Raw genomic sequence first — 20,351 nt, 5'->3', positions numbered from 1 at the left:
CTTCGCCTCAGCGCCGTTTCGGGCGCGGCGGCGGGTTTTCCAGAAAGCGCTTCGCGACGGGCAGCATCTGCGGGTTGACCGCTTCGATGCGCTGGAAGGCGCGCTCCGCGAGCGCCCGGTCGCCTCCCCAGAGTCCGGCCTGGAGGGCGAGGCGGAGCACCTGATGGTCGTCCGGCAAATGCTGCATCAGGAAGACGAGATGGGGGATTTCATCCTCGTAGCGCGCCGCGAGATGGTAGCTCACCGCGAGGCCGACGCGGGTATTGAGGGCGTTCGGATCTTCTTCCAGTGCAGCCTCGAAGAGTGCGATCGACTGGTCGAACCGGCCCGTCATGCCAAGCACCCGGGCGGCGAGATCCATGTTCTGCCTGTTCCGGCTGCGGCTGCAGGAGGTGACGAGCGCGCTGGCCTCCTCGTCGCTCAGCGGGGCACGGCCGGCCCTGTGCCGGTCGAGATTGAGCATGCAGATCCGGATCGCGGCGCCGATCTCTTTGCTTTCCGCCGAGAATTCGGCGCCGCTCTTTCGCCTCAGTTCGGCGATCGCGGCCGCGGGTATCGCTTCGAACCGCCCGTCGCCGCCCGCCGCGACGATTCCGGCCAGTTGGCCGTCCGCGCCGACAAGGGCGCCGCCACTGTGGGTGGGCTGGCCGTAGGCCGTGTGATGCAGACGGGCATGGGGATGATCCTCTGCCGGAGGTAGCAGGATCGCTCCCGGATCGTAGGCACGGACCCGTCCGAAGGAGACGTCGGCGCCGATGGTGAAGAGCGGGGAGGCGGCCGGGCTATCCCTTTGCGCGATCGCAGGCCCTTCCGGCAGGTCCGGCGCGGACAGCAGGATCAGGTCGGCTTCGTAGGCCGAGGGTATCACCTCCGCCATGAGGCGCTCGCCACTCTCGAGAATCAGCTCGACCTTTTTCACGCCGGCGATCAGATGGCGGGTGGTGACCAGTTCCGTGGCCGAAAGCCGGGTCGCGCTGCCGATGCCGCCCGGCCCGGCGATGGCGAAGACCGACGCGCGCGCGGCGCAGACCGGCTCCGGCTGGCGGCACTCGTCCTGTGCCTCCGCGTCGCCGCAAGACAGGAAAGCAAGCAGCAGGGCCGTAGCCATGTGGCGCCGGAGGAGGGGCTGTGTCACCTTGTCTAACCGCATCTTCAGCATTCCGCATGAGACGGAGCGACCGGGAGGAGACATCGATGGCACGCGCTCGGACCCGGCCGCTATTGCTTCTTTTCTGCCTGTTTTTCGCCGCGCCTCCAATGGCGAATGCGCAGACCGACGCGCGGACGGCCTGGGCGGTGGCGGCGCCGTCCGTCTTCGAGGTCGAACCGACCTGGCCCGGCTACAAGCGCCCGGGGTTCGGCGCGCCCGCCGGGACCGCGCCGGAAGGCACCGGCGTCGCCATCCTGAAGCCGGGCGTGATCGTGACCGCCGCGCATGTGGTGCTGAAGGCGACCGAAGTGCATGTCGTCGCGCCCGACGGCACGCGACTGCCGGCGGAGATCCTCGGGATCGATCCGCGCACGGACATCGCCGTTCTGAAGATCGCGGCCGAAACGACGCCGATCGCCCTCGCTGATGCGAGACCGGAGACCGGGGCGCCAGTCTGCGCGGTCTCGAATGCCTTCGGACTTGGCATCGGCATCACCTGCGGCGTGGTCTCGGCGAACCGGCGCTCCGGCATCGGCTTCAACCGGGTGGAAGATTTCCTGCAGACCGACGCGGCGCTCAATCCCGGCTCCTCCGGCGGTGCCCTGGTCGATCTGGAGGGCAAGCTGGTCGGCCTGCTCTCCGCCATTTTCACCAAGGACAGCGACGCCAATATCGGGGTCAATTTCGCCGTCTCGACCGAGCTGCTGCTGAAGAGCGTGCCGGACGAATTGCGTTAGCCGCATCTCTCATCTCTCAAGCATCTCTCATCTCTCAAGCATCTCTCATCTCTCAAGCATCTCTCATCTCTCAAATGGTTCGTCATCCCCGCTTTCGCGGGAATGACGACCTCAGAACGGAACGTTGGGGGCTTTCGCTCCGCTCCGGAGAGAGTGAGTTTCACGCTCCGGTCTTGCTCCCGGCCGCCGGCTCCGGGAGACTGCGGCCGAATTCAAAACAGGAGGAAGCCCGATGTCCGCCCCGCTGCCCGGCCCGTTCGAGACTCTGACCCTGGAGCAACCCTCCGAGCACGTGCTGCTGCTGACCCTCGACCGTCCCGACCGCGGCAACGCGCTGAACACCCAGATGGGCTTCGACCTGCGCGACCTCTTCACCGAACTCTACCGTGACCAGCGCGGGATCCGCTGCATCGTGGTGACCGGGCGCGGCGAAAAGATCTTCTGCGCCGGCGGCGACCTGAAAGAGCGCAACAACATGACGGACGAGACCTGGCAGACCCAGCATGCGCTCTTCGAGCAGGCGGTGCGGGCGATGATGGACTGCCCGATCCCGATGATCGGCGCGATCAACGGCGCGGCCTTCGCCGGGGGGCTCGAGATCGCGCTCTGCTGCGACTTTGTCTACATCGCGCCGAATGCCCGCTTCGCCCTGACCGAAGTGACGCTGGGTATCATGCCGGGCGCCGGCGGCACCCAGAACCTGCCGCGCGCCGTGGGCGTGCGCCGGGCGAAGGAGATCATCCTGACCGGCGCGCCCTTCAATGCCGAGCAGGCGATGGAATGGGGCCTTGCGAACAAACTGTGTGACGCCGGCAAGGTGGTCGAGGATGCGCTCGCGACGGCCGAGAAGATCGCCTCCAACGCGCCGATCTCCACCCGCCAGGTGAAGAAGGCGATCGACGTCTCGACCCAGCTCGACCTCCATAACGGCTACGCCTTCGAGATCGAGGCCTACAACCGCATGGTCCCGACCGAGGACCGGCTGGAGGGCGTGCGGGCCTTCAACGAGAAGCGCAAGGCCGAGTTCAAGGGGAAGTAGATCTCTTCTTCCCGGCAAGCATGATCGTAATCCGGACCCGATCCGGGACCTCCTGAAAAGGGGCACCGCCCATGTTCGAGAAGGTCCCGGCTCTGCGGCCGGGATGACGCCCGGAACTGGATGAGGAAGCGACCCTCCTTCAGAGTCCCGCCCCCGCGCGCCATTCCGAAAGCGGCAGGAAGCTCGGGATCGGGCGCGGGTCTTCCGGCAAGAGCGAGATAAACTCCAGCGAATGCCCGTCCGGATCGTCGAAATAGACGCTCGCCGCCGGCATCCAGCTCAGCACCACTGGCTCGTCGATGGGGGCCTCGCCGTTCTTCGTCGGGGTCAGCCCCGCCGCCTTCAGCCGTTCGACGGAGCGCTCGACATCCTCCAGCGCCACGTTGAAGGCGATATGCAGCTTCATCCCCATCGGTGCCGAGCCGACGCCCCAGAGGCCCAGCATCGCCTGCTCCGCCTCCGGCACCCAGAAGAAGGCGACGTTGCGATCCTGAACGACATGGGCGAGCGGCAGGCCGAGCACGTCGCGGTAGAAGGCGATCGAGCGGTCGAGGTCGCGGACGGTGAGATGGGCTTCGTAGAGACCCTTGATGGGGACGATCATGGCGGCGCCTCCTTATTATCAAGTTATTTCTTGATAATAAGGTTGGTGAATTGGGGATGCAAGAGCCGCCGCCCCTGAGTCCTTGTCACTCCGTGCTGCGCAACCAGTCGCGGGCAGCACTCTTCTCCGGAAAAACTCTTGTCTCGACACTCAATTTTCTGACCTGCACCTGTGCGGCCAGGGCTTTAGCAAGAACGGGATTCAGATTGCCCGTAGCCACCAGGGCCGTCCGTGCGCCCGGTCCTCGGGCCGGCGCGAACTCCGCCACCGCGTCGATAATCATCTGGAAGCTGTCAAAGGCGATCTCGGAGAGGCTCGCCGCGCTCAGATCCCAGATGCAGAATTTTGACGGTACCCGCGCGTAGTGGCCGCGGATCGCGTCGACGGCTTCCTCGGCCGTAATGATCCCGGCGACGTGAAAGACAACCAGATCGTCTTCTTCCACCAGTGTCAGGATGGGCATGGCTCTTCACTCTGTTCGCCGCGGGAAACCAGATCTTACACGAATAATCGCCGGAGGAGCGACGGGTAATGCGATGGCGATGCAAGGGCTTCCCCTCGGATCGCCACGCGTCTGTTCTCAGTGCGCGACCATCCCGTCTACCGCCGCCACTACATCCCCCAACGGGATCAGCTCCGGATCCTTCCCGCCGTAATCTTTCGAATCCACGATCGTCAGCCGCGTCGCGCTCGGCGCGTATTTCGCCGGGTCGTGCTTGCTGAACAGGGACACCAGCGGCGCGCCGCCGGTCGCCAGCATGTGGCCGCTGCCGCTGTCGTTGGCGAGCGCGGCCGAGAGGCGGCCGGCGAGGGCCATGACGAGGACCGGGCCCTTCAGGTCCGGGCGGATGTCGTGACGGTCCCACTCGGGGAAGAGCGCCTCCGGCACCGCCGCGCGCCAGGCCGGGACCTTTTCCGCCTCCTCCGGGCCGGCCAAGAAGACCGGCACGCGGCCCCTTGCCACCTGTTCCTTCGCCACGGCGAGGAAGTTCGCTTCCGGCCAGACCTTGACGGTATCGCCGGCGCCGGGGGCGATCCCGACATAGGTGGGACCGTCGGGCAGCAATTCGGCGGCAAGCGACCTGTATTCTGGCGCGATGGGATCGAAGGCGAGCATGGTATCCGGACGCGGCGCCGCGAGATCAGCCAGGAAGGTGAGGGCCTTCAGGAGGTGGCGGTCCGGTTTCGCGCCACCTTTCGGCTTCGCGTCTGAGAGCAGGAACCCCGCAGCCGGGCTGATGAAACGGTCATGGCGGATGCGCCGCGCGTTGAGCGAGCGGCGGACGGTCATCTGGGTGTCGATCACGAGATCGAAATGGCGCCCCTTGAGCGGGCGCGGCGCCCAGGGCAGGAGGGCGCCGAGATCGTCGCCGATTCCGGCATGCTCGATCACCTCGTCGAGCAACGGCGCGACAATGGGGGCCAGGATCTTCGCGTACATCGAGGGGCCGAGGCCGGCGAGCCAGGTGATCTTCGCGTCCGGGAAGCGGGCCCGGAGATCGACCAGAAAGGGCAGTTTGAAGAGCCCGTCGCCGATGGTCTCGCCGCAGGAATAGATCAGGACCGTTTCGGGGCGTTTCGTCATGGCGGTAAATCGGCGGTTGGAAGGCGGGCGCACTATGACCGATCTTTGCTTCCGAAACCACACGTGCTAGCCAACGCACCATCTGACATTCGCTGGACGGACACCCATGAGCGACACCATCCTCGTTCCCATCGCGCCGGGCGAGCTGCTCGACAAGATCACCATCCTGGAAATCAAACTGGAGCGGATCGAGGACGCGGCGAAGCTGGCCAATGTCCGGATCGAGTTCGATGCGCTCGACACGGTGCGGCGGGAGAAGCTGCCGGCGAGCGCCGACCTTACCGACGCGACGGCCCGGCTGAAGGCGGTGAACGAGGAACTCTGGGTGATCGAGGACGATATCCGCGACTGCGAGCGCGGCGGCGATTTCGGGCCGAAATTCATCGAACTCGCCCGCGCCGTCTACCGCACCAACGACCGGCGCGCGGCGATCAAGAAGGAGATCAACCTGCTGCTCGGCTCCGCGCTGGTCGAGGAGAAATCATACAAGGACTATCTCGCCCCCGGAACGGCGGGCGGATGAGGGCGCGATGAGGTCCGGCGTCACCTGGGGCAGAGGCGGAGATCCGCGCTTCGCGCGGGCCCGCTTCTGGGTGCTGGCATTCTCGCTCCTTGTTTTTGTACCGGTCGGTATTCTCGCCAAGCAGGCGATGGCGACGCTCTTCATCGCCGCCGCCATCCTGCTGCTCGGCACGGTCTGGCTGGAGCGGCGCCGGCTGCCCCTGCCTGAGCGGCCGGTGCTGGCCGCCTTCGGCGCGGTGGTGCTGCTCTCGGTCGCCGGGCCGCTTTCGGGCGGCTTTCCGCTCGACTTCGCCCGGACGCTGCCGAAGCTCGCCCTGCTGGCGCTGCTGCTGGTCACGGTCTCGGCGGCGCCGGAGATTGCCATCGGGATCGCGACCCGGAAGCTCGCTCACCTCCTCGCCTTCTCGCTCTGCCTCGGGGCGCTCATCCTCGCCGTGGAAATCCAGTACGACGCCCCTCTCTATCGCTTTTTCTCCGGCAAGGGTGCGGAAGTGGATGTTGCGCCGTCGCGCTTCAACCGGGGCAGCACGGCGCTGGTGCTGCTGACCTGGCCGGCGGCCGGCGCTCTTTGGCTCGGCGGACGGCGGATCTTTCCCGCGGTGATCCTGCTGCTCGGTCTCGCCGCGGCGCTCTCGGGCGAGTCCGCGGCGGCGGCGCTGGCGGCCATCGTCGCGCTGCTGATTCTGCCGCTCGCGCTGCTGCTGCCACGCGTCGCCGCGGCGGCGATCTTTGCGTGCGCTGCACTCCTGATGCTGGCCGCGCCCTGGCTCTTCGCCGACATCCTGACGCGCGTGCCGGATTATATCACGTTGCTGCCGCCCTCCTTCGCCGAGCGGCTTGAGATCTGGAACGCGGCCTCACTCGCGGCGCTGGACCAGCCGCTGCTCGGACACGGCCTCGGCGCGATGCGCACACTCGAGGTGCCGGAAGCGCTCCGGGAAAGCTACGCGCTGTTCAAGACGCCGACGATCCATCCGCACAATGCCGCGGTGCAGATCTGGCTCGAGCTCGGATTGCTCGGGATCCTCGCCACGCTGGCGCTGCTCTGGACACTGCTTCCGGCGCTTGCCGCGAGACCGCAACCTGCCCGGGCCGCCGCGCTCTCGGCGCTCGCCGCGGGGCTTGTGATCGCCTCGGTCTCCTATGGGCTCTGGCAGGAAACCTGGCTCGGCATCATCGGTATCACCATCCTCTGTTTCGGCGTGCTCTGCCGCAACGATAGCGCTTCCGACTGATCGCTTTTCGGCGTGCCCCAGCTGGTGTTAAGTGGCGGAAAGAAAACACGAAGCGATTCGGGGAAGCGCGGCATGACGAGTTACACGGCGGTGGAGAAGGTCGGCAGGATCGGAATTCTCGGGGGCGGCACGATCGGCGCGAGCTGGTCAGCCTATTTCCTGGCCAAAGGCTATGACGTCACCGCCTGGGACCCGGGCCCGGACGCGGAGACCAAGCTTCGTGCCTTCGTCGACAATGCCTGGCCGCAACTGACCGAACTCGGCCTAGGCGCTGGCGCCGACAGGTCACGGTTGTCCTTTGTCACCGCGCCGGAAGTGGCAGTGGCCGGTGCCGACTTCATCCAGGAAAGCGCGCCGGAACGGCTCGACATCAAGCGCGAGCTCTATCAGAAAATCGACGGGGCGCTCGGCGCGAATGCGATCTTCGCCTCCAGCACCTCCGGCCTCGTCATGAGCGAGATGCAGCAGGGTCTGAAGAGCGCGCCGCGCATGGTTATCGGCCATCCTTTCAATCCGCCGCACCTGATCCCGCTGGTCGAGGTCGTTGCCGGCAAGAAGACCGACCCGGCCGCCGCCGACTGGGCGATGGAATTCTATCGTCATGTCGGCAAGCATCCGATCCGTCTGAAGAAGGAACTGAAGGGCCATCTCGCCAACCGCCTGCAGGCCGCGCTCTGGCGTGAGGCGGTCATGGCGGTGAAGGAGGACGTCGCCTCGATCGAGGATATCGACGCGGCAATGTCCCAGGGGCCGGGCCTTCGGCTCGCGCTGATGGGACCGCACATGATTTTCTCCCTCGCCGGCGGCAAGGGCGGTATGGGGCATTTCTATGACCATATCGGCCCGGCGATGGAAGCCTGGTGGGAGACGATGCAGGAGACGCCGGCGCTGGATGCGGAGCTGCGTGCCGCGCTGATCGAGGGGGTCGACGAAGAAGCGGCCGGCCGTTCCATCGACCAGCTCGAGGCGGAGCGCGACGAGAAGCTGATCGCGCTCCTGAAAATGTTGCAGGCGAAGGGCTAGGGCATCCGTGTCCAGGGCGACCAAATCGACCGTCGTCGTCGGTGCCGGCATCGTCGGCATCGCGACCGCGCTGCGGCTGCAGATGGACGGCCGCAAGGTCACCGTGATCGACCCGAAGGCGCCGGGACGTGCAACCTCTTTCGGTAATGCGGGCTCGATCGCGGTCGGCGCGGTCTACCCGACCGGCTCGCCCGGCAACTTCAAGCAGCTGCCGAAGATGCTCTTGAACCGCAGCGGTCCGGTCTCGATCCGCTGGTCCTACCTGCCGCAGCTGGCGCCCTGGCTCTGGCGGTTCTTCGCCGCGAGCACGCCGGCGCGGGTCGAGCAGATTTCCCGCGAGCTCTGGTCCCTCGTGGCGCCTGCTGGCGAGGCGCACAAGGCGCTGATGAAGGCGCATGGGATCGAGGGCATCGTGAAGCCGCTCGGCTGGCTCAAGGTCTATACCGGCGAGACCTCGTTCCGCAGCACGCTGGAGGAACGCCTGATGATGCAGAAGCTCGGCGTCAATCTGCAGCTGCTGAACCAGGACGAACTCCGCCAGCTCGAGCCGGGTCTGGCGCCCCAATTCACACATGGCGCGTTCCAGCCGGACAATCTCTTCGTCACTAACCCGGTGCAGTTGGCCGAGGCTTACGCTGAGGCCTTCACCAGACTCGGCGGCAGCATTCTCGCCGAGACGGCGGTGCGGTTCGAGCGGGACGGCAACCGGGTGAACCGCGTCGTCACCGATCTCGGAATTCATGATGCCGAGCATGTGGTGATCTGTGCCGGTGCATGGTCCGGTCGGGTCTGCCGGATGCTCGGTTTGCGTGTGCCGCTCGATACCGAGCGCGGCTATCACCTGAACCTCGTGCAACCGGAGGACGGGCCGAAGCTCACGCGCCCGGTCGTGATCGGTGACCATGGTTTCGTGCTGGCGCCGATGCTGGATGGTATCCGGCTCACGAGTGGTGTAGAGTTCGCCGGCGTTGATGCGGGGCCGGATTTTACCCGCATCAGACGCATGCTGCCGCTGGCACAGAAGGCTCTGCCGGGGCTGTCGGTCGAGGTTACCCGGGAATGGCTCGGGCACCGGCCCTCGACGCCTGACAGCAAACCTGTGATTGGATCCGCCCCGGGATTGCAGAATGTCTTTCTTGGCTTCGGCCACGGTCATATCGGCCTGACTCTTGCGGCACGGACCGCCGATCTTCTGGTGGACCAAATCGCCGGACGCCCCGCTGACATTGACCTGGCGCCGTTCGGAGCTACGCGTTTCTAGGAGTGTTATGAAACCGCCTTATTTATTGCGGATTTCTGACAAAATGTTCGTTCATCGTCCAATGTGCGAAAAAACATTGCTCATAGGGGCGGTTGCGCTATGAGTCCTTCGGGACTCTTCACGTCATGCAAGAAGCCACCGAGGAGGGGAGAAGCATGAAAAGCCTTCAAAACCCGAAACTTAAAGTACTGGCCGTGGTGTGCGGCGCGGTACTTCTGTCCGGTTGCGCCGGAATGGAACTCCAAAAAGCACGTATGGTTGAGCCCAAGGGAACCGACTTCAGCATGGCCCTCTACAAGGACTACATGCGGCTGTCCGAGCTCGAGTTCCTTGAGGGCGACTATTTCGATTCGGACACCTTCGCGATCCGGGCGATGCAGTCGGCCAACGGTACGCCGCCGGCGCCGGAAGCCCTGGAAGAACGTGATCTGCCGGCCGCGCATAAGGGCGAACTTGCCCAGGCTCGCCGCGAACTCAATGAGGCTCTCGCGGCTTCGGCGACCGAGAAGGCTTCCGTGATGGCCGCTCTTGCGCAGTCCAGCTTCGATTGCTGGATGCAGGAGCAGGAAGAGAATTTTCAGCCTGACGATATCGCGGCCTGCAAGGCGGACTACATGGCGGCGATGAAATCGGTGCAGTCCGCCCTTGCTCCGGCTGCCGCCGCTGCTCCCGCTGCCGCTCCGGCCCCGGCCCCGAAGGCGGCCGCGCGTATGGCGGCGACCTACACGGTCAATTTCGACTTCGATTCCGCCGGGATCACCGGTGCGGCCAGCGCGATCATCGCCGAAGCCGGCATGGCGATCGACGAGATGAAGGCGAGCACCGTGATCCTTTCGGGCTACACAGACCGGGCTGGACCCGCGAGCTACAACATGAAGCTCGCCGACCGCCGCGCGAAAGCGGTTCTGGGGGCGCTCGACATCCGCTCGATCAAGAAGATCGCCGGTCTTGCCGAGATCAAGGTCTATGGCGAGAACAACAACCTCGTGAAGACCGAAGACGGTGTAAAGAACCCGGAAAACCGCCGGGTGAAGATCGAGATCATCCGCTAGTCGGACTTCCAAATCCCGACGGAAAGGCCGCCTCCGGGCGGCCTTTCTTTTTGATGCGGCGTGTGCGGGACGCAGCGGTGCACGCGCCTGCCCGGGTTTCGTGACGGCCTCGGACGGCGGCGCGCATCATGCAGACTGGGCCCATGCAACGGCATCGTCGAGTCGATCGTCGCCCCAGAAGATCTCGCCCCGAACGGCGAAGGTCGGGGACCCGAATATGCCGAGCGCCATGGCCTCCTCGGTGGACTCCGCAAGAGCGGTCTCTATGCTTCCTGATCCGGCTGTTTCGAGAACACGTACGGGATCCTGCCCGGCCTCCGCGATGCTTTCCGACAGATTGGGATCTTCGCCGGCTGCAAGACCCTGCTCGAACCAGCGTCGGTATGTCGACCGGGTATAGTTTTCGACCCAGCCTTCTTCGGCGCCGAGCACGGCGACCTGGTTGGCCAGCACCAGTCCGGGAAGCGGATAGGGGGCCGGGATCAGCGGCGAAAGGCCGTAGGTCCGCGCCCGCCGCTCGATGTCGCGCCACATATATGCGGCCTTCACCGGTTTGTCTTTGAAGGGAATGTTGTTCTGCTCGATCATCACGTGGCGGACATTGAACGGGCGCCATCGGAACTCACACCCCGTGCGCCGTGCGACGTCGGGCAGGCGCATCACGCTGAGATAGCTGTAGGTGCTACCGATGGAGTACCAGAAGTCGACGGTGGCCATTTCGCAGCCTCCATTCTGTTAATTGGCCTGCAAGCGGCGTCGCACCATTGCCCCGGAACGCCGTTGACGGACTGTCCGAAGCATCAGGCTCGGCAAGGCAGAGTCTCCCGGAAGCCATCAATCTATCAGGAATCGGCGGGAATGTCCGTCTGCCGTGCGCCTCAGAGCGGATTCAGCAGCCGGTGCAGATCCAGTGACGGCGGCGGCACCTCTGTCTGCGACAGCAGCGCGTGGACCTGGCCGCGATGGTGGGTCTGGTGGTTGAAGAAATGTGGAAAGGCGATGGGAGCGCGGTCGGTGACATCGAGGCCCTGGTTGTTGGTATACCGGTAGGCGGCGTCGAGATCCCCGGCCGTCACCGCAGCGAAGAAGCGCTCGATGCGATCGTCCATCCGGGTCCGCGCGGCGCGCAGATTCGCGAAGTCCTCATGCAGGATGGCGTCGAGGTTGGTCGAGGGATGCACACCGCCCTCGAACCTGGTGATCCAGATCCGGTCTCCGAGCAGGATATGGTTCAGGGTGCCGTGGATGGAGCTGAAATAGACCGGGCGACGCTTCTTCAGCTCGGTGTCCGGCAGCTTGGCGCAGGCGTCGTACAGCACTTCGTTGGCCCGCCGATTGTAGCGGGCCAAGGTGCGGAAATGGTCGGGCAGCTCGCTCATTGACCGGTCTCCATCGCTGTCTGCCTCCGGCATATTGTCACAAAGCGTCGTCGCCGGCAGACGTTTCGCCCGAGAGCCAGGCGATGGCCTGATCCATCGAGGTAAAGAGCCTTCTTTCCCGCGGGGAAAAGTGCGTTCCGACGGATTCCCAGAGCTTGAGAATCAGCCGTGCGTTATCGCTTCTCGTGAGGGCGGCCACACGCCAGTTTCCGGTGAAGCCGATGTCACTCTGCCGGTCCCACACCGTCCGAAATGTCTCTATCGTCACGGTGCTCAGGTCGGCTTCTCGCCAGTCCCAGAGAAAGCCGCGAAAATCCGGAAGCTCGGCATAAGAGTGGCCGCACTCCATCTGCGCGAGAACCGAGTCGAGATTGAAACGGCCCACGACCTTGACATGCGTAATGCGCGCAGTTTCCAGGTAGGAGATCTCGATATGCCCGCCAGTGTCGGTCATATACCTCTACCTTGGATCTCGGCCTGCACCGGTCAGCCGTACCTGTCGAGCCCCGCCATCGTCTGGCGGATGATCTGGCGGGAGCGCCAGAGAACCATCTCGTACCAGTCGGCCATCTGCGGGGAGTAATGGTTGCGGATCTGCTCCTTGATTCGCCGGGTCTCCGGATCGTTCCAGTCGACCGTGCCCTGGTTGTGCAGCCAGTGATCCTCGCGCAACGCGATGCGGCCGCGGTCGGTGCTGTAGGTGCCGTATTCCAGCGCGACATAGGTGTAGCCGTCGCCGAGCCTGGCATTCCAGAGTTCGCGCGAGGTGCCGTGCAGCGGGATCGAGGAGGAGGTGCCGAGTTCCGGCACGCCGACGGAATCGCCATACATCTCGACCACGCGTTGCATGCCCTTGCTGCCGGGCAGGTGCGCGCAGATCGGCTCGCCATAGCCGAACGGGCCGAGCCCGGTATGGTAGTCGATCACGGCCACGAGGGAGCGGTTGGCGAGCGTGAATTCCGCGATGACCTTCTCCAGCGTCTGGCGCGCCCAGGAGGGGCCGAAGCCGCCGAAGAACATGCTGTGGGAATGCTTATACTGTCCGGCCTTGCGTGCGGACTGGAATGCCTTTTCGCCATGTTCGGCGCGGAAGGCGGCGATCTTCTCCTCGGCCGCCTTCAATGTCGCGTCGTCGAGGGAGGGCGGGACGAGGGCGTCGACCAGCTCGTCATGGCCCGGATTCTCCGGCACCGGCTTCGAGAAGTCGATGTAATTGCGGTTGAGGTCGCAGCCTTCCTCGGTGACGCGGCGGAGCCAGGCGAAACCGTGCGGGTTCAGCGCGTGGATATGCAGCGCCGCCATGCCGTCGCCGAGCCCCTGGCGCGCGCCGGACAGGAACCAGTCGATCTGCGCACCGGAGCCGCAGAAACCCTCGACGCCGTGCGTCGCCGAGATCGTCACCAGCACCTTCTTGGCATCCTTCGGGCCGACCCAGGCGGCATCGCAGGCGAGCTCCTCGCCGTTCGGACCCCTGTTCGGATTCAGATAGGTGGCGACGTCGGCGCCCTCGCGCTTCGCGGCGTCAAGGAACCGCGTGCGGGCTTCGGCATAGTCCTTGGAGAAGGCGTGATCGATAAACTCGAGAATGCTCATTCGGTCGGGTCCGGGTAACGGGGAGGGGTAACCGCCGCGAAGATTAACAGGAGACCGGAGGCAACCACCACTTCCGTAACGGAATTTTCTGTTGAGCGGATCGGAACAAGGTGGGAGCGTTCCGCCGGTCTCGTCCTTATCCCGTCGCGCGCGGAGCCTGCTGCCCCATGCCCCTTCCCGGAAACATCCTCGTCATCACCGCCGACCAGTGGCGCGCCGACTGTCTCTCGGCGCTCGGCCATCCCGCGGTGCGGACGCCGAACATCGACGCGCTCGCCGCCGACGGCGTGCTGTTCGAGCGGCATTACTGCCAGGCCGCGCCCTGCTCGCCGGCGCGCGCCTCGCTCTATACCGGGCTCTACCAGATGAATCACCGGGTCTGCCGCAACGGCACGCCGCTCGATGCACGGTTCACGAATATCGCGCTGGAGGGGCGGCGCGCCGGCTACGGACCGGTGCTGTTCGGCTATACCGACCAGAGTTTCGATCCGCGGTCCCTGGCGCCGGACGACCCGCGCCTGAAGACCTACGAGGAGGTGCTGCCGGGATTCGAGCGCCTTGCCCGCTTCGACGAGCCGGCGGCGGACTGGCTGCAATGGCTGGAGGCGCAGGGAGAGGACGTCTCGGACGGGCTCGGCGGGGTCTACGGCACGGTCCCGAGGCCGTTCAAACGCGCGGACCTGATCCCGCGCTTCACGGCGGAGCACACGGAAACCGGCTACATCACCGAACGTTTCCTTGATTTCGTCGGGCGCCAGGACAGCGGAACGCCCTGGTTCGCGCATCTCTCCTTCATCCGCCCGCACCCGCCCTTTTCGGTGCCGGAACCGTACAATTCGATGGTGCCGGACGAGCTCGTGGACCTGCCCGTGCGGGCGGGCTCGCCGGAGCAGGAGGGCGCGCTGCACCCCTTCGTCCGCTATGTCCTCGGCGAGGTGAAATCGAAATCCTTCGTCCCCGGCGGCGGCGACCGGCCGGTGACCGACTGGAGCGACGCCGAGATCCGGGCGGTGCGCGCGGTCTATTACGGCATGATCGCCGAGGTCGACGCCCAGCTCGGCCGGATGATCGCCGGGCTGAAGGCGGCGGGCGCCTACGAGAACACGCTGATCGTGCTGACCAGCGACCATGGCGAGATGATGGGCGAGCACCATCTCTTCGGGAAGCTCGGCTATTTCGAGGGCAGCTATCACATTCCGCTGATCGTGCGGGCGCCGGACGGGCCGCGCGGGGGCCGGGTCGGCAAGTTCACCGAATCCGTCGACATCGCGCCGACGCTGGCCGAATGGAGCGGGATCGATATTCCGCTGCAATATGACGGCCGCTCGCTGCTGCCGTTCCTCCGGGGCGAGGAGCCCGCGGACTGGCGCCGGGCGGCGCACTGGGAGTTCGACTTCCGCGAGGTCGTCAGCGGCAGGCCGGAGGCCGCGCTCGGCCTCAAGCTCGACCAGTGCCAGCTCGCCGTGCATCGCGGCGAGCGTTTCAAATACGTCCATTTCGCCGCCCTGCCGCCGCTGCTCTTTGATCTCGAGACGGATCCGGGCGAACTGGTCAATCTCTCGGGCGACCCCGCCTATGCGGCGGAGGAACTGGCCGCGGCGCGGGAAATGCTCTCCTGGCGCCAGGCGATGAGCGACCGCACGCTGACCGGGATCGAGCTGACCGGCGACGGGCCCGCGGAGAGATCCTTCGCGGATCGCTACTGAAGCGGTTCCGCGGGACCGCTTGGCCGGGCTCTCGCCGCGCTGATAAGCTGCCGCGGAAACGGGCGGTATTCCGGGGAGCAACATGAGCGAGACCGACAATTATTCCATCGACCCGCAGATGGCGAAGGCCATCGAGCGCATGGTCGAGATCGCCGAGGAAGAGAATCTGGGCCCCATCCCGCCCGACCCGAGCCCGCCGGAAGCCCGCGCCCGGATGGAGGCCGAGCGGGCCTGGTGGAACCGGGAACTCCCCGAGATGGCGGAGGTCCGCGAGGAGACGATCGCGGGACCGCACGGCCCAATCCGGGTCCGCCTGCTCTATCCGGACGTGCCGCGCCTGGCGCCGGTCCTGGTCTATTTCCACGGCGGCGGCTGGGTCGTCGGCTCGCTCGAGACCCATCATCGCGCCATGCGCTATCTCGCGCTCAGGAGCGGGTGCGCCGTTGCGGCGGTCGATTACCGCCTCGCGCCGGAGCACAAGTTCCCGGTGCCGCTCGAGGATTGCGTCGCCGCGATCGACCATCTGAGCGCGCACGGCGCCGCCTGGGGGCTCGATCCCGCGCGCCTCGCGGTCGGCGGCGACAGCGCGGGGGCCAATCTCGCGCTCGGCGCGGCCCTCTCGCTGCGCGACCGGGGCGACAGTCCGGTCAAATCCCTGACCCTGTTCTACGGCTGCTACGACCGGGACCTCGAGGACGAGTCCCACACGCTCTTCGGCGACGGCAGTTTCGGACTCTCCACCGCCTCCATGCGCTGGTACTGGAACCATTACCTGAAGGACGCGGCCGATGCCGACAACCCCTATGCCTGCCCGCTCCGGGCGGATCTGGGGGGCCTGCCGCCGACCCAGCTCTATCCCGCCGGGCTCGACCCGCTGCGCGACGATTCCATCCACATGAAGGCGCGCATGGAGGCGGCGGGCGTGCCGGTCGAGTACAAGCTCTATCCGGGCGTCTGCCACGCCTTCATCAACCTGACCCGCATGGTCGACCAGGCGCACGAGCTGATCGACGACGCGACCTCGGCGATCCGGCGCAATCTGGGGCTCGGCTGAGGCCGGCCCCCGGTCCTAGGCCTCCGCCGCCGCCCGGTCCTTCGGCAGGCGGAGCGTGATCAGGTTGGTCGCCAGGATCGAGCCTGCCAGCAGGTAGAACACCGAGACCAGGCCGAAGGCGTCCGCCAGCATGCCGCCGAGCAGCGGGATCAGCATCGAGAAGCCGCTCTGCGTGCCGAACATCAGGCTGGTCGCCGACCCGCCGAGATGCTCCGGCGTCAGGTCCATCATCCAGCTGTGCACCACCGGGCGCACGGCATAGAGCACGAAGCCGAGCAGCGAGATCCCGGCGATGAAGGCGGTCTCGCTGCCGAGGAAGGTGAGGCTGGCGATGATCAGCGTCGAGGCGCTGAGCCCGGCCAGCACCACGGTGCGCCGCCCCGCCCGGTCCGACCAGACGCCCGCCACCGGCGTCGCGATCACCCCGCCGATCTGCATCGCCGCCATGGCGATGCCGATCGTCACCGGGCCGGAGCCCATGTCGTGCGCGAGATAGAGCGGCAGGAAGGCGAGCAAGCCCGACTGCGTCATCGAGCGGAAGCCGCTCATCAGGCAGAGGCCGAGGATCGCGCGGTTGGCGATGACGATCTTGATCCCGTCCAGATATTCCGCGAGGCCGACGCCGTGTCCCGCGCCGGTCTTCGGCCGCACGGTCTCGTAGCGCAGCAGGCCGAGGGCGAGGATCGCGGCGACCGCGAGCACGGGCAGGGCCGACACTTCCGCCGCCTGCTGCCAGCCGAGCGCCGCGATCAGCGCGCCGGCCGCGAGCGGGGCGACGGTGTCGCCGGTGCTGGCGCCGAGGCCGTGGATCGAGAGCGCGTAGCCGCGGTTCTTCGGATAGCGGCTGGAGAGGAAGGAGATCGCCGGCGGGTGCCAGAGATTGCCGGTGACGCCGATCACCGTGACCAGCCCCGCGATGGCGAGGAAGGTGCCGGCCAGCCCCATCGCCGCCAGGGCGAGGGCGCCGATCGCGACGGAGAGGATCTGGAACAGCACCTTGCGCCCGGAAATGTCGATCAGCGGCCCGCTGAAGAAGTTCGAGACGAAGGAGCTGACATGGAACACGCTGACCAGCGCGCCCGCCTCGGTGTAGCTGAGGTCGAGGGCCAGCGCGAGCGGCGGCAGCAGCAGGTAGAAGGTCGCGGCCGTCCAGTGGATCGCACCGTGGCCGAGCCCGACCAGCGTGATCGGAATGTTTTCCCTGAGGGTGACGCCGGTGAGGCGCTCGGAAAGCGACATGGGGGATCCTGAGGTAGGGGGCCGTGTGAGGGGGCAGGATATCGCGGGGAAGGGGGAGGTGGAGGAAATATTTGATGCGGTTATGGAGAAGTGGGTTTGCGGTGGAAAGCGGGTACCGGAGAGGCGGCATTGCGTTGTCGGCCTTCGCTGGGGAGTGGTCGTTCGTTCCTCGGTGCTGTTTATCGAACTTCCCTCATTGCCCCGTTCTTGCCCCTTAGAAGATCATGAAGTCGGCGCTGGAGAGTGCATCAGCGCGCACGCCGATCAGGGTGACCGAGTTACCGGCTCCGAAGTCAATGACCGCATCACCGTCGGCATTGTCGGCAACCCGAGCAAGCATGTCCTGCGTCGTGGTGACTGCCGTGCCGTTGATTCCGTCGGCAACAGCGATCCGGTCCTCGCCGGCAGTGAAGCTGTATATGATGTCGTTACCCTCCGCCGTCTCGAAGCTGAACTGGTCGGCCCCAAGCCCACCGGTCAGGACATCGTCTCCGGTCCCGCCAACCAGCGTATCGTCACCCTGCCCGCCATAGAGCGTGTCGGCACCATGGCCACCGGAGAGCGTGTCCCCGCCCTGGTTGCCGTAGATGAGGTCGGCGCCGAGATTGCCCCAGAGCTGGTCATCCTCCTGCCCTCCGACCAGTGTATCGTTGCCCTGACCGCCATGGAGCGTGTCGCTCCCCCGGTTGCCGCAGACGATGTCCGCCCCCTGGTTGCCATAGAGGATGTCCCCGCCCTGGCCGCCATAGAGCGTGTCCGCGTCACCCTGCCCCCAGAGCGTGTCCGCGCCCTGGTTGCCGTAAAGCAGGTCAGTACCATTGCCGCCATACATCACGTCGCTGCCGGCCAGTCCCGAAAGCGTATCGGCTCCGCTCGTACCACTCAGCACGTCATCACCGGAACTCGCCGCGTTCGCATCGCCGCTACCGCTGCCGGAGTCCGCCGGCTTCGCACCGAGGTCCTGCAGCGTCACGTCATTGCCGTCGCCGCCGGCATAGCTGATCTGGTACTGGCGGGTGCCGCTGATGAAGGTCGCCCCTTCCGCAAGGCCACTGAAGCTGCCGGTCACGGCATCGGCCCCGTCATTGCTGATCAGCACATAAGTGTCGCCGGTCGTCGATGTGTAGCCAAATACCGTGTTCAGGGTCGCCGAATTGATGGTGACGGTCCCGGTGACGGAGACCTGGTCATGCTGGGTTCCGGCGGTGGTGCCGTCGATCTCCATCGTCGCGGTAGAGCCGCTGGAGAGGGTGAGATTGCCGGTCGAGATCGTGCCCGGACTGTTGCCGGGGGCGATGGTGCCGCCTGACAGGATAGTGACCGGCATGCTGTAGGTGCCGGTCCCCTTGAGGGTCACGCCGGAAGCGATGGAATAGATGCTGCTTCCGCTCAGGGTCCCCGAAAACGTGTTGGAGCCGGGGTCGGAGAAGGAGAGGGAACCGGCGCCCACTTCCACGGTACCGGAACCGGTGAGGGCGCCGATGGTCTCGGTGGTGCCGTTCAGATCCAGGGTCGCCCCGGCGGCGACATTGACGGTGCCGTCATCATCGAGAGCGTTGCCGCCGGAGAGTTGCAGGGTGCCGTTGGAGACTGTCGTGGTGCCCGTGTAGGTGTTGGTGCCGGACAGCGTCAGCGTGCCGCTGCCGGTTTTGGTCAGGCTGCCCGTCCCCGTGATCGCGCCGGAGAAGGTGCCGCTGGATCCCTGATTGACCGTCAGCGCCCCGGACCCGATGGACACGGTGCCGGCACCGGACAGGGTGCCGATAGTCTCCGTGGTGCCGTCCAGATCCAGGGTCGCGCCGGCGGAGACGGACACGCTGCCACTGTTCGACAGCGCGCTGCCGCCCGAGAGCTTCAGGGTCCCGTTCGAGACCGTCGTGCCACCCGAAAAGGTATTGGCCGCGCCCAGGGTGGTGGTCCCGGTCCCGGTCAGGTTTACCGAAGCGGAGCCGGTGATGGCGACGCCCGTTCCGCTCGCGGTCCCGTCGCTGCTAAAGACGTAATCGGTGTCCGTGTGATTGAAATTGACGGTCGCGGTGCCGGTCCCGCCCCGGACCTCCGTGGCGTTCACGATGCCCGCGGCGCCGCCATTGCCAATGTTCAGTGTGCCGGTGCTGCCGGTGAAGAGACCGGTATAAAACGTGCCGCCGACGGTGACCGAGCCGCCGTCCGTAACGGTAAGGGTCCCGATCCCCGAATTTCCGACAAGCAGATTTTGACTGCCGGTATTCACGGTCGAGCCCGCGCCGTCGACGAGCAGTGCCCCCGTGCTGCCAGAAGTGGTGCCGAGATAAGATTGCCCGCCATTGGCCGTCAGCGTCCCGCCGCCGGTGACCTGCAACGTCCCGCTGCTTCCGGCCCCGTTCCCGATATAGAAATAAGAGATCGCGGGCGCTGCTCCGGTCAGCTGCGCCGTGCCACCGTTGCCGATAAGGGCAGAATCGGAAGCGCCGGGCACGCCGGAATCCCAGTTGCCGCCAACGTTCCAGTCGCCTGTCCCGGCGTCCCACTCGGTGAGCAGGACCGGCAGGCCGGCAAGGGCTGCTGCGTTCAGTGCGGGACGTGGCACAGGACGGCCGACGTCGAGGCTCCAGGACCCGCCAAGCGCCGAGCCGCCAACCGGCCTGCTGGCAGCGGCCACAGGGCAGCCGGTCATCCGCTCCAGCATCGTCACGAAAGCCTGGCCGGCCTCTCCCTCAGCGACCGAGCAGGCATAGAGCTCGATCGCAGCACCGGCGAGTGCATGCCCCATCGTGGCCAGAGCGTGCCGGCGCGCCCGCAGACTGTCCCCGGTCAGCGGCCGGTCGCCGAGGATCAGCGCCCCCGACGTCCCATGGCAGATCACAACAAGTCGCCGGCCCGGTGCTGCGTGCACTGCCGCCACAAGCCGGGCTAGGCCATCCTGTTCGGGATCGATCCGTACGACGCGCGCCGGGCCGGTCGCCGCATCCAGGATCTCGTCCGCAGCCGGAACCCGGGAGTCCATCACGATCAGGAGCGGTTGTACGGGCAAGTATTGTGTCGTGTGGAAGCTGGTTGTCGAGAGCCGCTCTGGCCCCGCGTCCGTCACATAGCCTCGATCCATTGTCATAGCGTCCGGCCTGCAAATCATCATCCGACCGTCCATTGATTGTCGAGGCTGTGAAAATTTCCCGCGGACGGGCAATTACTT

Annotated in this window: 19 protein-coding genes; 9 read left to right on the top strand and 10 right to left on the bottom strand. The window is 66.0% G+C overall.

Features of this window, described 5'->3' with window-relative positions; all coding sequences use genetic code 11:
- Nucleotides 1-7: 7 nt before the first annotated feature.
- Complete coding sequence (locus tag ACOOE1_RS06725; RefSeq protein WP_420405568.1) at nt 8-1,135, bottom strand: trypsin-like peptidase domain-containing protein; 1,128 nt, start codon at nt 1,133-1,135, stop codon at nt 8-10.
- Nucleotides 1,136-1,194: 59 nt separating this feature from the next.
- On the opposite strand from ACOOE1_RS06725, the gene ACOOE1_RS06720 reads away from it, so the two are divergent.
- Together ACOOE1_RS06720 and ACOOE1_RS06715 are read left to right on the top strand one after the other, a co-directional pair.
- Entirely contained in the window at nt 1,195-1,887 is a 693-nt protein-coding gene (locus ACOOE1_RS06720; RefSeq protein WP_420405567.1) for a S1C family serine protease, read from the top strand.
- Nucleotides 1,888-2,119: 232 nt separating this feature from the next.
- Nucleotides 2,120-2,926 carry an enoyl-CoA hydratase/isomerase family protein gene (locus tag ACOOE1_RS06715; RefSeq protein WP_420405566.1) on the top strand — a complete coding sequence of 269 codons (807 nt, stop codon included), beginning with the start codon at nt 2,120-2,122 and terminating at the stop codon, nt 2,924-2,926.
- Nucleotides 2,927-3,065: 139 nt separating this feature from the next.
- Here the strand turns inward: ACOOE1_RS06715 and ACOOE1_RS06710 are convergent, their stop codons facing one another.
- The 3 genes from ACOOE1_RS06710 to ACOOE1_RS06700 form a co-directional block, all read right to left on the bottom strand.
- A complete protein-coding gene (locus tag ACOOE1_RS06710) occupies nt 3,066-3,530 on the bottom strand; it encodes a VOC family protein (protein WP_420405565.1) in 465 nt (154 codons plus the stop codon).
- A gap of 85 nt (nt 3,531-3,615) precedes the next feature.
- The gene (locus tag ACOOE1_RS06705) at nt 3,616-3,993 is read right to left on the bottom strand and encodes a hypothetical protein (RefSeq protein WP_420405564.1); all 378 of its coding nucleotides are present in this window, start codon (nt 3,991-3,993) and stop codon (nt 3,616-3,618) included.
- A 117-nt stretch (nt 3,994-4,110) separates the two neighbouring features.
- On the bottom strand, nt 4,111-5,115 hold the full coding sequence (locus tag ACOOE1_RS06700; RefSeq protein WP_420405563.1) for a glycosyltransferase family 9 protein: 1,005 nt from the start codon (nt 5,113-5,115) through the stop codon (nt 4,111-4,113).
- A 106-nt stretch (nt 5,116-5,221) separates the two neighbouring features.
- Between ACOOE1_RS06700 and ACOOE1_RS06695 the strand changes: the two genes are divergently transcribed.
- The 5 genes from ACOOE1_RS06695 to ACOOE1_RS06675 all read left to right on the top strand — a co-directional run bounded on the left by ACOOE1_RS06695 (nt 5,222) and on the right by ACOOE1_RS06675 (nt 10,208).
- Entirely contained in the window at nt 5,222-5,638 is a 417-nt protein-coding gene (locus tag ACOOE1_RS06695; protein ID WP_420405562.1) for a DUF6165 family protein, read from the top strand.
- A gap of 7 nt (nt 5,639-5,645) precedes the next feature.
- Entirely contained in the window at nt 5,646-6,872 is a 1,227-nt protein-coding gene (locus tag ACOOE1_RS06690; RefSeq protein ID WP_420405561.1) for an O-antigen ligase family protein, read from the top strand.
- A 72-nt stretch (nt 6,873-6,944) separates the two neighbouring features.
- Nucleotides 6,945-7,895 carry a 3-hydroxyacyl-CoA dehydrogenase NAD-binding domain-containing protein gene (locus ACOOE1_RS06685; RefSeq protein ID WP_420405560.1) on the top strand — a complete coding sequence of 317 codons (951 nt, stop codon included), beginning with the start codon at nt 6,945-6,947 and terminating at the stop codon, nt 7,893-7,895.
- A gap of 7 nt (nt 7,896-7,902) precedes the next feature.
- On the top strand, nt 7,903-9,156 hold the full coding sequence (locus ACOOE1_RS06680; RefSeq protein WP_420405559.1) for an NAD(P)/FAD-dependent oxidoreductase: 1,254 nt from the start codon (nt 7,903-7,905) through the stop codon (nt 9,154-9,156).
- 155 nt (nt 9,157-9,311) lie between these two features.
- Complete coding sequence (locus ACOOE1_RS06675) at nt 9,312-10,208, top strand: OmpA family protein (RefSeq protein ID WP_420405558.1); 897 nt, start codon at nt 9,312-9,314, stop codon at nt 10,206-10,208.
- 126 nt (nt 10,209-10,334) lie between these two features.
- Here the strand turns inward: ACOOE1_RS06675 and ACOOE1_RS06670 are convergent, their stop codons facing one another.
- The 4 genes from ACOOE1_RS06670 to ACOOE1_RS06655 all read right to left on the bottom strand — a co-directional run bounded on the left by ACOOE1_RS06670 (nt 10,335) and on the right by ACOOE1_RS06655 (nt 13,180).
- Nucleotides 10,335-10,925 carry a 2-hydroxychromene-2-carboxylate isomerase gene (locus ACOOE1_RS06670; RefSeq protein ID WP_420405557.1) on the bottom strand — a complete coding sequence of 197 codons (591 nt, stop codon included), beginning with the start codon at nt 10,923-10,925 and terminating at the stop codon, nt 10,335-10,337.
- A 161-nt stretch (nt 10,926-11,086) separates the two neighbouring features.
- Nucleotides 11,087-11,587 (bottom strand): DinB family protein, encoded by a 501-nt coding sequence (locus ACOOE1_RS06665; RefSeq protein WP_420405556.1) that lies wholly within the window; start codon nt 11,585-11,587, stop codon nt 11,087-11,089.
- 37 nt (nt 11,588-11,624) lie between these two features.
- Nucleotides 11,625-12,041 (bottom strand): hypothetical protein, encoded by a 417-nt coding sequence (locus ACOOE1_RS06660; protein WP_420405555.1) that lies wholly within the window; start codon nt 12,039-12,041, stop codon nt 11,625-11,627.
- Nucleotides 12,042-12,073: 32 nt separating this feature from the next.
- Nucleotides 12,074-13,180 carry a M14 family metallopeptidase gene (locus ACOOE1_RS06655; protein ID WP_420405554.1) on the bottom strand — a complete coding sequence of 369 codons (1,107 nt, stop codon included), beginning with the start codon at nt 13,178-13,180 and terminating at the stop codon, nt 12,074-12,076.
- 167 nt (nt 13,181-13,347) lie between these two features.
- On the opposite strand from ACOOE1_RS06655, the gene ACOOE1_RS06650 reads away from it, so the two are divergent.
- Together ACOOE1_RS06650 and ACOOE1_RS06645 are read left to right on the top strand one after the other, a co-directional pair.
- Nucleotides 13,348-14,886 carry an alkaline phosphatase family protein gene (locus ACOOE1_RS06650; RefSeq protein ID WP_420405553.1) on the top strand — a complete coding sequence of 513 codons (1,539 nt, stop codon included), beginning with the start codon at nt 13,348-13,350 and terminating at the stop codon, nt 14,884-14,886.
- An 82-nt stretch (nt 14,887-14,968) separates the two neighbouring features.
- On the top strand, nt 14,969-15,940 hold the full coding sequence (locus tag ACOOE1_RS06645) for an alpha/beta hydrolase fold domain-containing protein (RefSeq protein ID WP_420405552.1): 972 nt from the start codon (nt 14,969-14,971) through the stop codon (nt 15,938-15,940).
- Between the two features lie 15 nt (nt 15,941-15,955).
- On the opposite strand, the gene ACOOE1_RS06640 is transcribed toward ACOOE1_RS06645, so the two are convergent.
- Both ACOOE1_RS06640 and ACOOE1_RS06635 read right to left on the bottom strand, forming a co-directional pair.
- Nucleotides 15,956-17,179 carry an MFS transporter gene (locus ACOOE1_RS06640; protein ID WP_420405551.1) on the bottom strand — a complete coding sequence of 408 codons (1,224 nt, stop codon included), beginning with the start codon at nt 17,177-17,179 and terminating at the stop codon, nt 15,956-15,958.
- Between the two features lie 214 nt (nt 17,180-17,393).
- Entirely contained in the window at nt 17,394-20,264 is a 2,871-nt protein-coding gene (locus ACOOE1_RS06635) for a DUF4347 domain-containing protein (protein WP_420405550.1), read from the bottom strand.
- Nucleotides 20,265-20,351 lie beyond the last annotated feature (87 nt).

It is taken from the genome of Nisaea sp., assembly GCF_965216895.1.
Taxonomy (GTDB): Bacteria; Pseudomonadota; Alphaproteobacteria; order Thalassobaculales; family Thalassobaculaceae; genus Nisaea.
Note: the sequence above shows the minus strand (reverse complement) of the source record. Positions and strands in the feature narration are given on the sequence as shown.

Bases quoted from the DNA above. Each gene is read 5' to 3' on its own strand.
- ACOOE1_RS06720 (WP_420405567.1), top strand. From the start codon at position 1,195: ATGGCACGCGCTCGGACCCGGCCGCTATTGCTTCTTTTCTGCCTGTTT.
- ACOOE1_RS06715 (WP_420405566.1), top strand. From the start codon at position 2,120: ATGTCCGCCCCGCTGCCCGGCCCGTTCGAGACTCTGACCCTGGAGCAA.
- ACOOE1_RS06710 (WP_420405565.1), bottom strand. From the start codon at position 3,530: ATGATCGTCCCCATCAAGGGTCTCTACGAAGCCCATCTCACCGTCCGC.
- ACOOE1_RS06705 (WP_420405564.1), bottom strand. From the start codon at position 3,993: ATGCCCATCCTGACACTGGTGGAAGAAGACGATCTGGTTGTCTTTCAC.
- ACOOE1_RS06700 (WP_420405563.1), bottom strand. From the start codon at position 5,115: ATGACGAAACGCCCCGAAACGGTCCTGATCTATTCCTGCGGCGAGACC.
- ACOOE1_RS06695 (WP_420405562.1), top strand. From the start codon at position 5,222: ATGAGCGACACCATCCTCGTTCCCATCGCGCCGGGCGAGCTGCTCGAC.
- ACOOE1_RS06690 (WP_420405561.1), top strand. From the start codon at position 5,646: ATGAGGTCCGGCGTCACCTGGGGCAGAGGCGGAGATCCGCGCTTCGCG.
- ACOOE1_RS06685 (WP_420405560.1), top strand. From the start codon at position 6,945: ATGACGAGTTACACGGCGGTGGAGAAGGTCGGCAGGATCGGAATTCTC.
- ACOOE1_RS06675 (WP_420405558.1), top strand. From the start codon at position 9,312: ATGAAAAGCCTTCAAAACCCGAAACTTAAAGTACTGGCCGTGGTGTGC.
- ACOOE1_RS06670 (WP_420405557.1), bottom strand. From the start codon at position 10,925: ATGGCCACCGTCGACTTCTGGTACTCCATCGGTAGCACCTACAGCTAT.
- ACOOE1_RS06665 (WP_420405556.1), bottom strand. From the start codon at position 11,587: ATGAGCGAGCTGCCCGACCATTTCCGCACCTTGGCCCGCTACAATCGG.
- ACOOE1_RS06660 (WP_420405555.1), bottom strand. From the start codon at position 12,041: ATGACCGACACTGGCGGGCATATCGAGATCTCCTACCTGGAAACTGCG.
- ACOOE1_RS06655 (WP_420405554.1), bottom strand. From the start codon at position 13,180: ATGAGCATTCTCGAGTTTATCGATCACGCCTTCTCCAAGGACTATGCC.
- ACOOE1_RS06650 (WP_420405553.1), top strand. From the start codon at position 13,348: ATGCCCCTTCCCGGAAACATCCTCGTCATCACCGCCGACCAGTGGCGC.
- ACOOE1_RS06645 (WP_420405552.1), top strand. From the start codon at position 14,969: ATGAGCGAGACCGACAATTATTCCATCGACCCGCAGATGGCGAAGGCC.
- ACOOE1_RS06640 (WP_420405551.1), bottom strand. From the start codon at position 17,179: ATGTCGCTTTCCGAGCGCCTCACCGGCGTCACCCTCAGGGAAAACATT.
- ACOOE1_RS06635 (WP_420405550.1), bottom strand. From the start codon at position 20,264: ATGGATCGAGGCTATGTGACGGACGCGGGGCCAGAGCGGCTCTCGACA.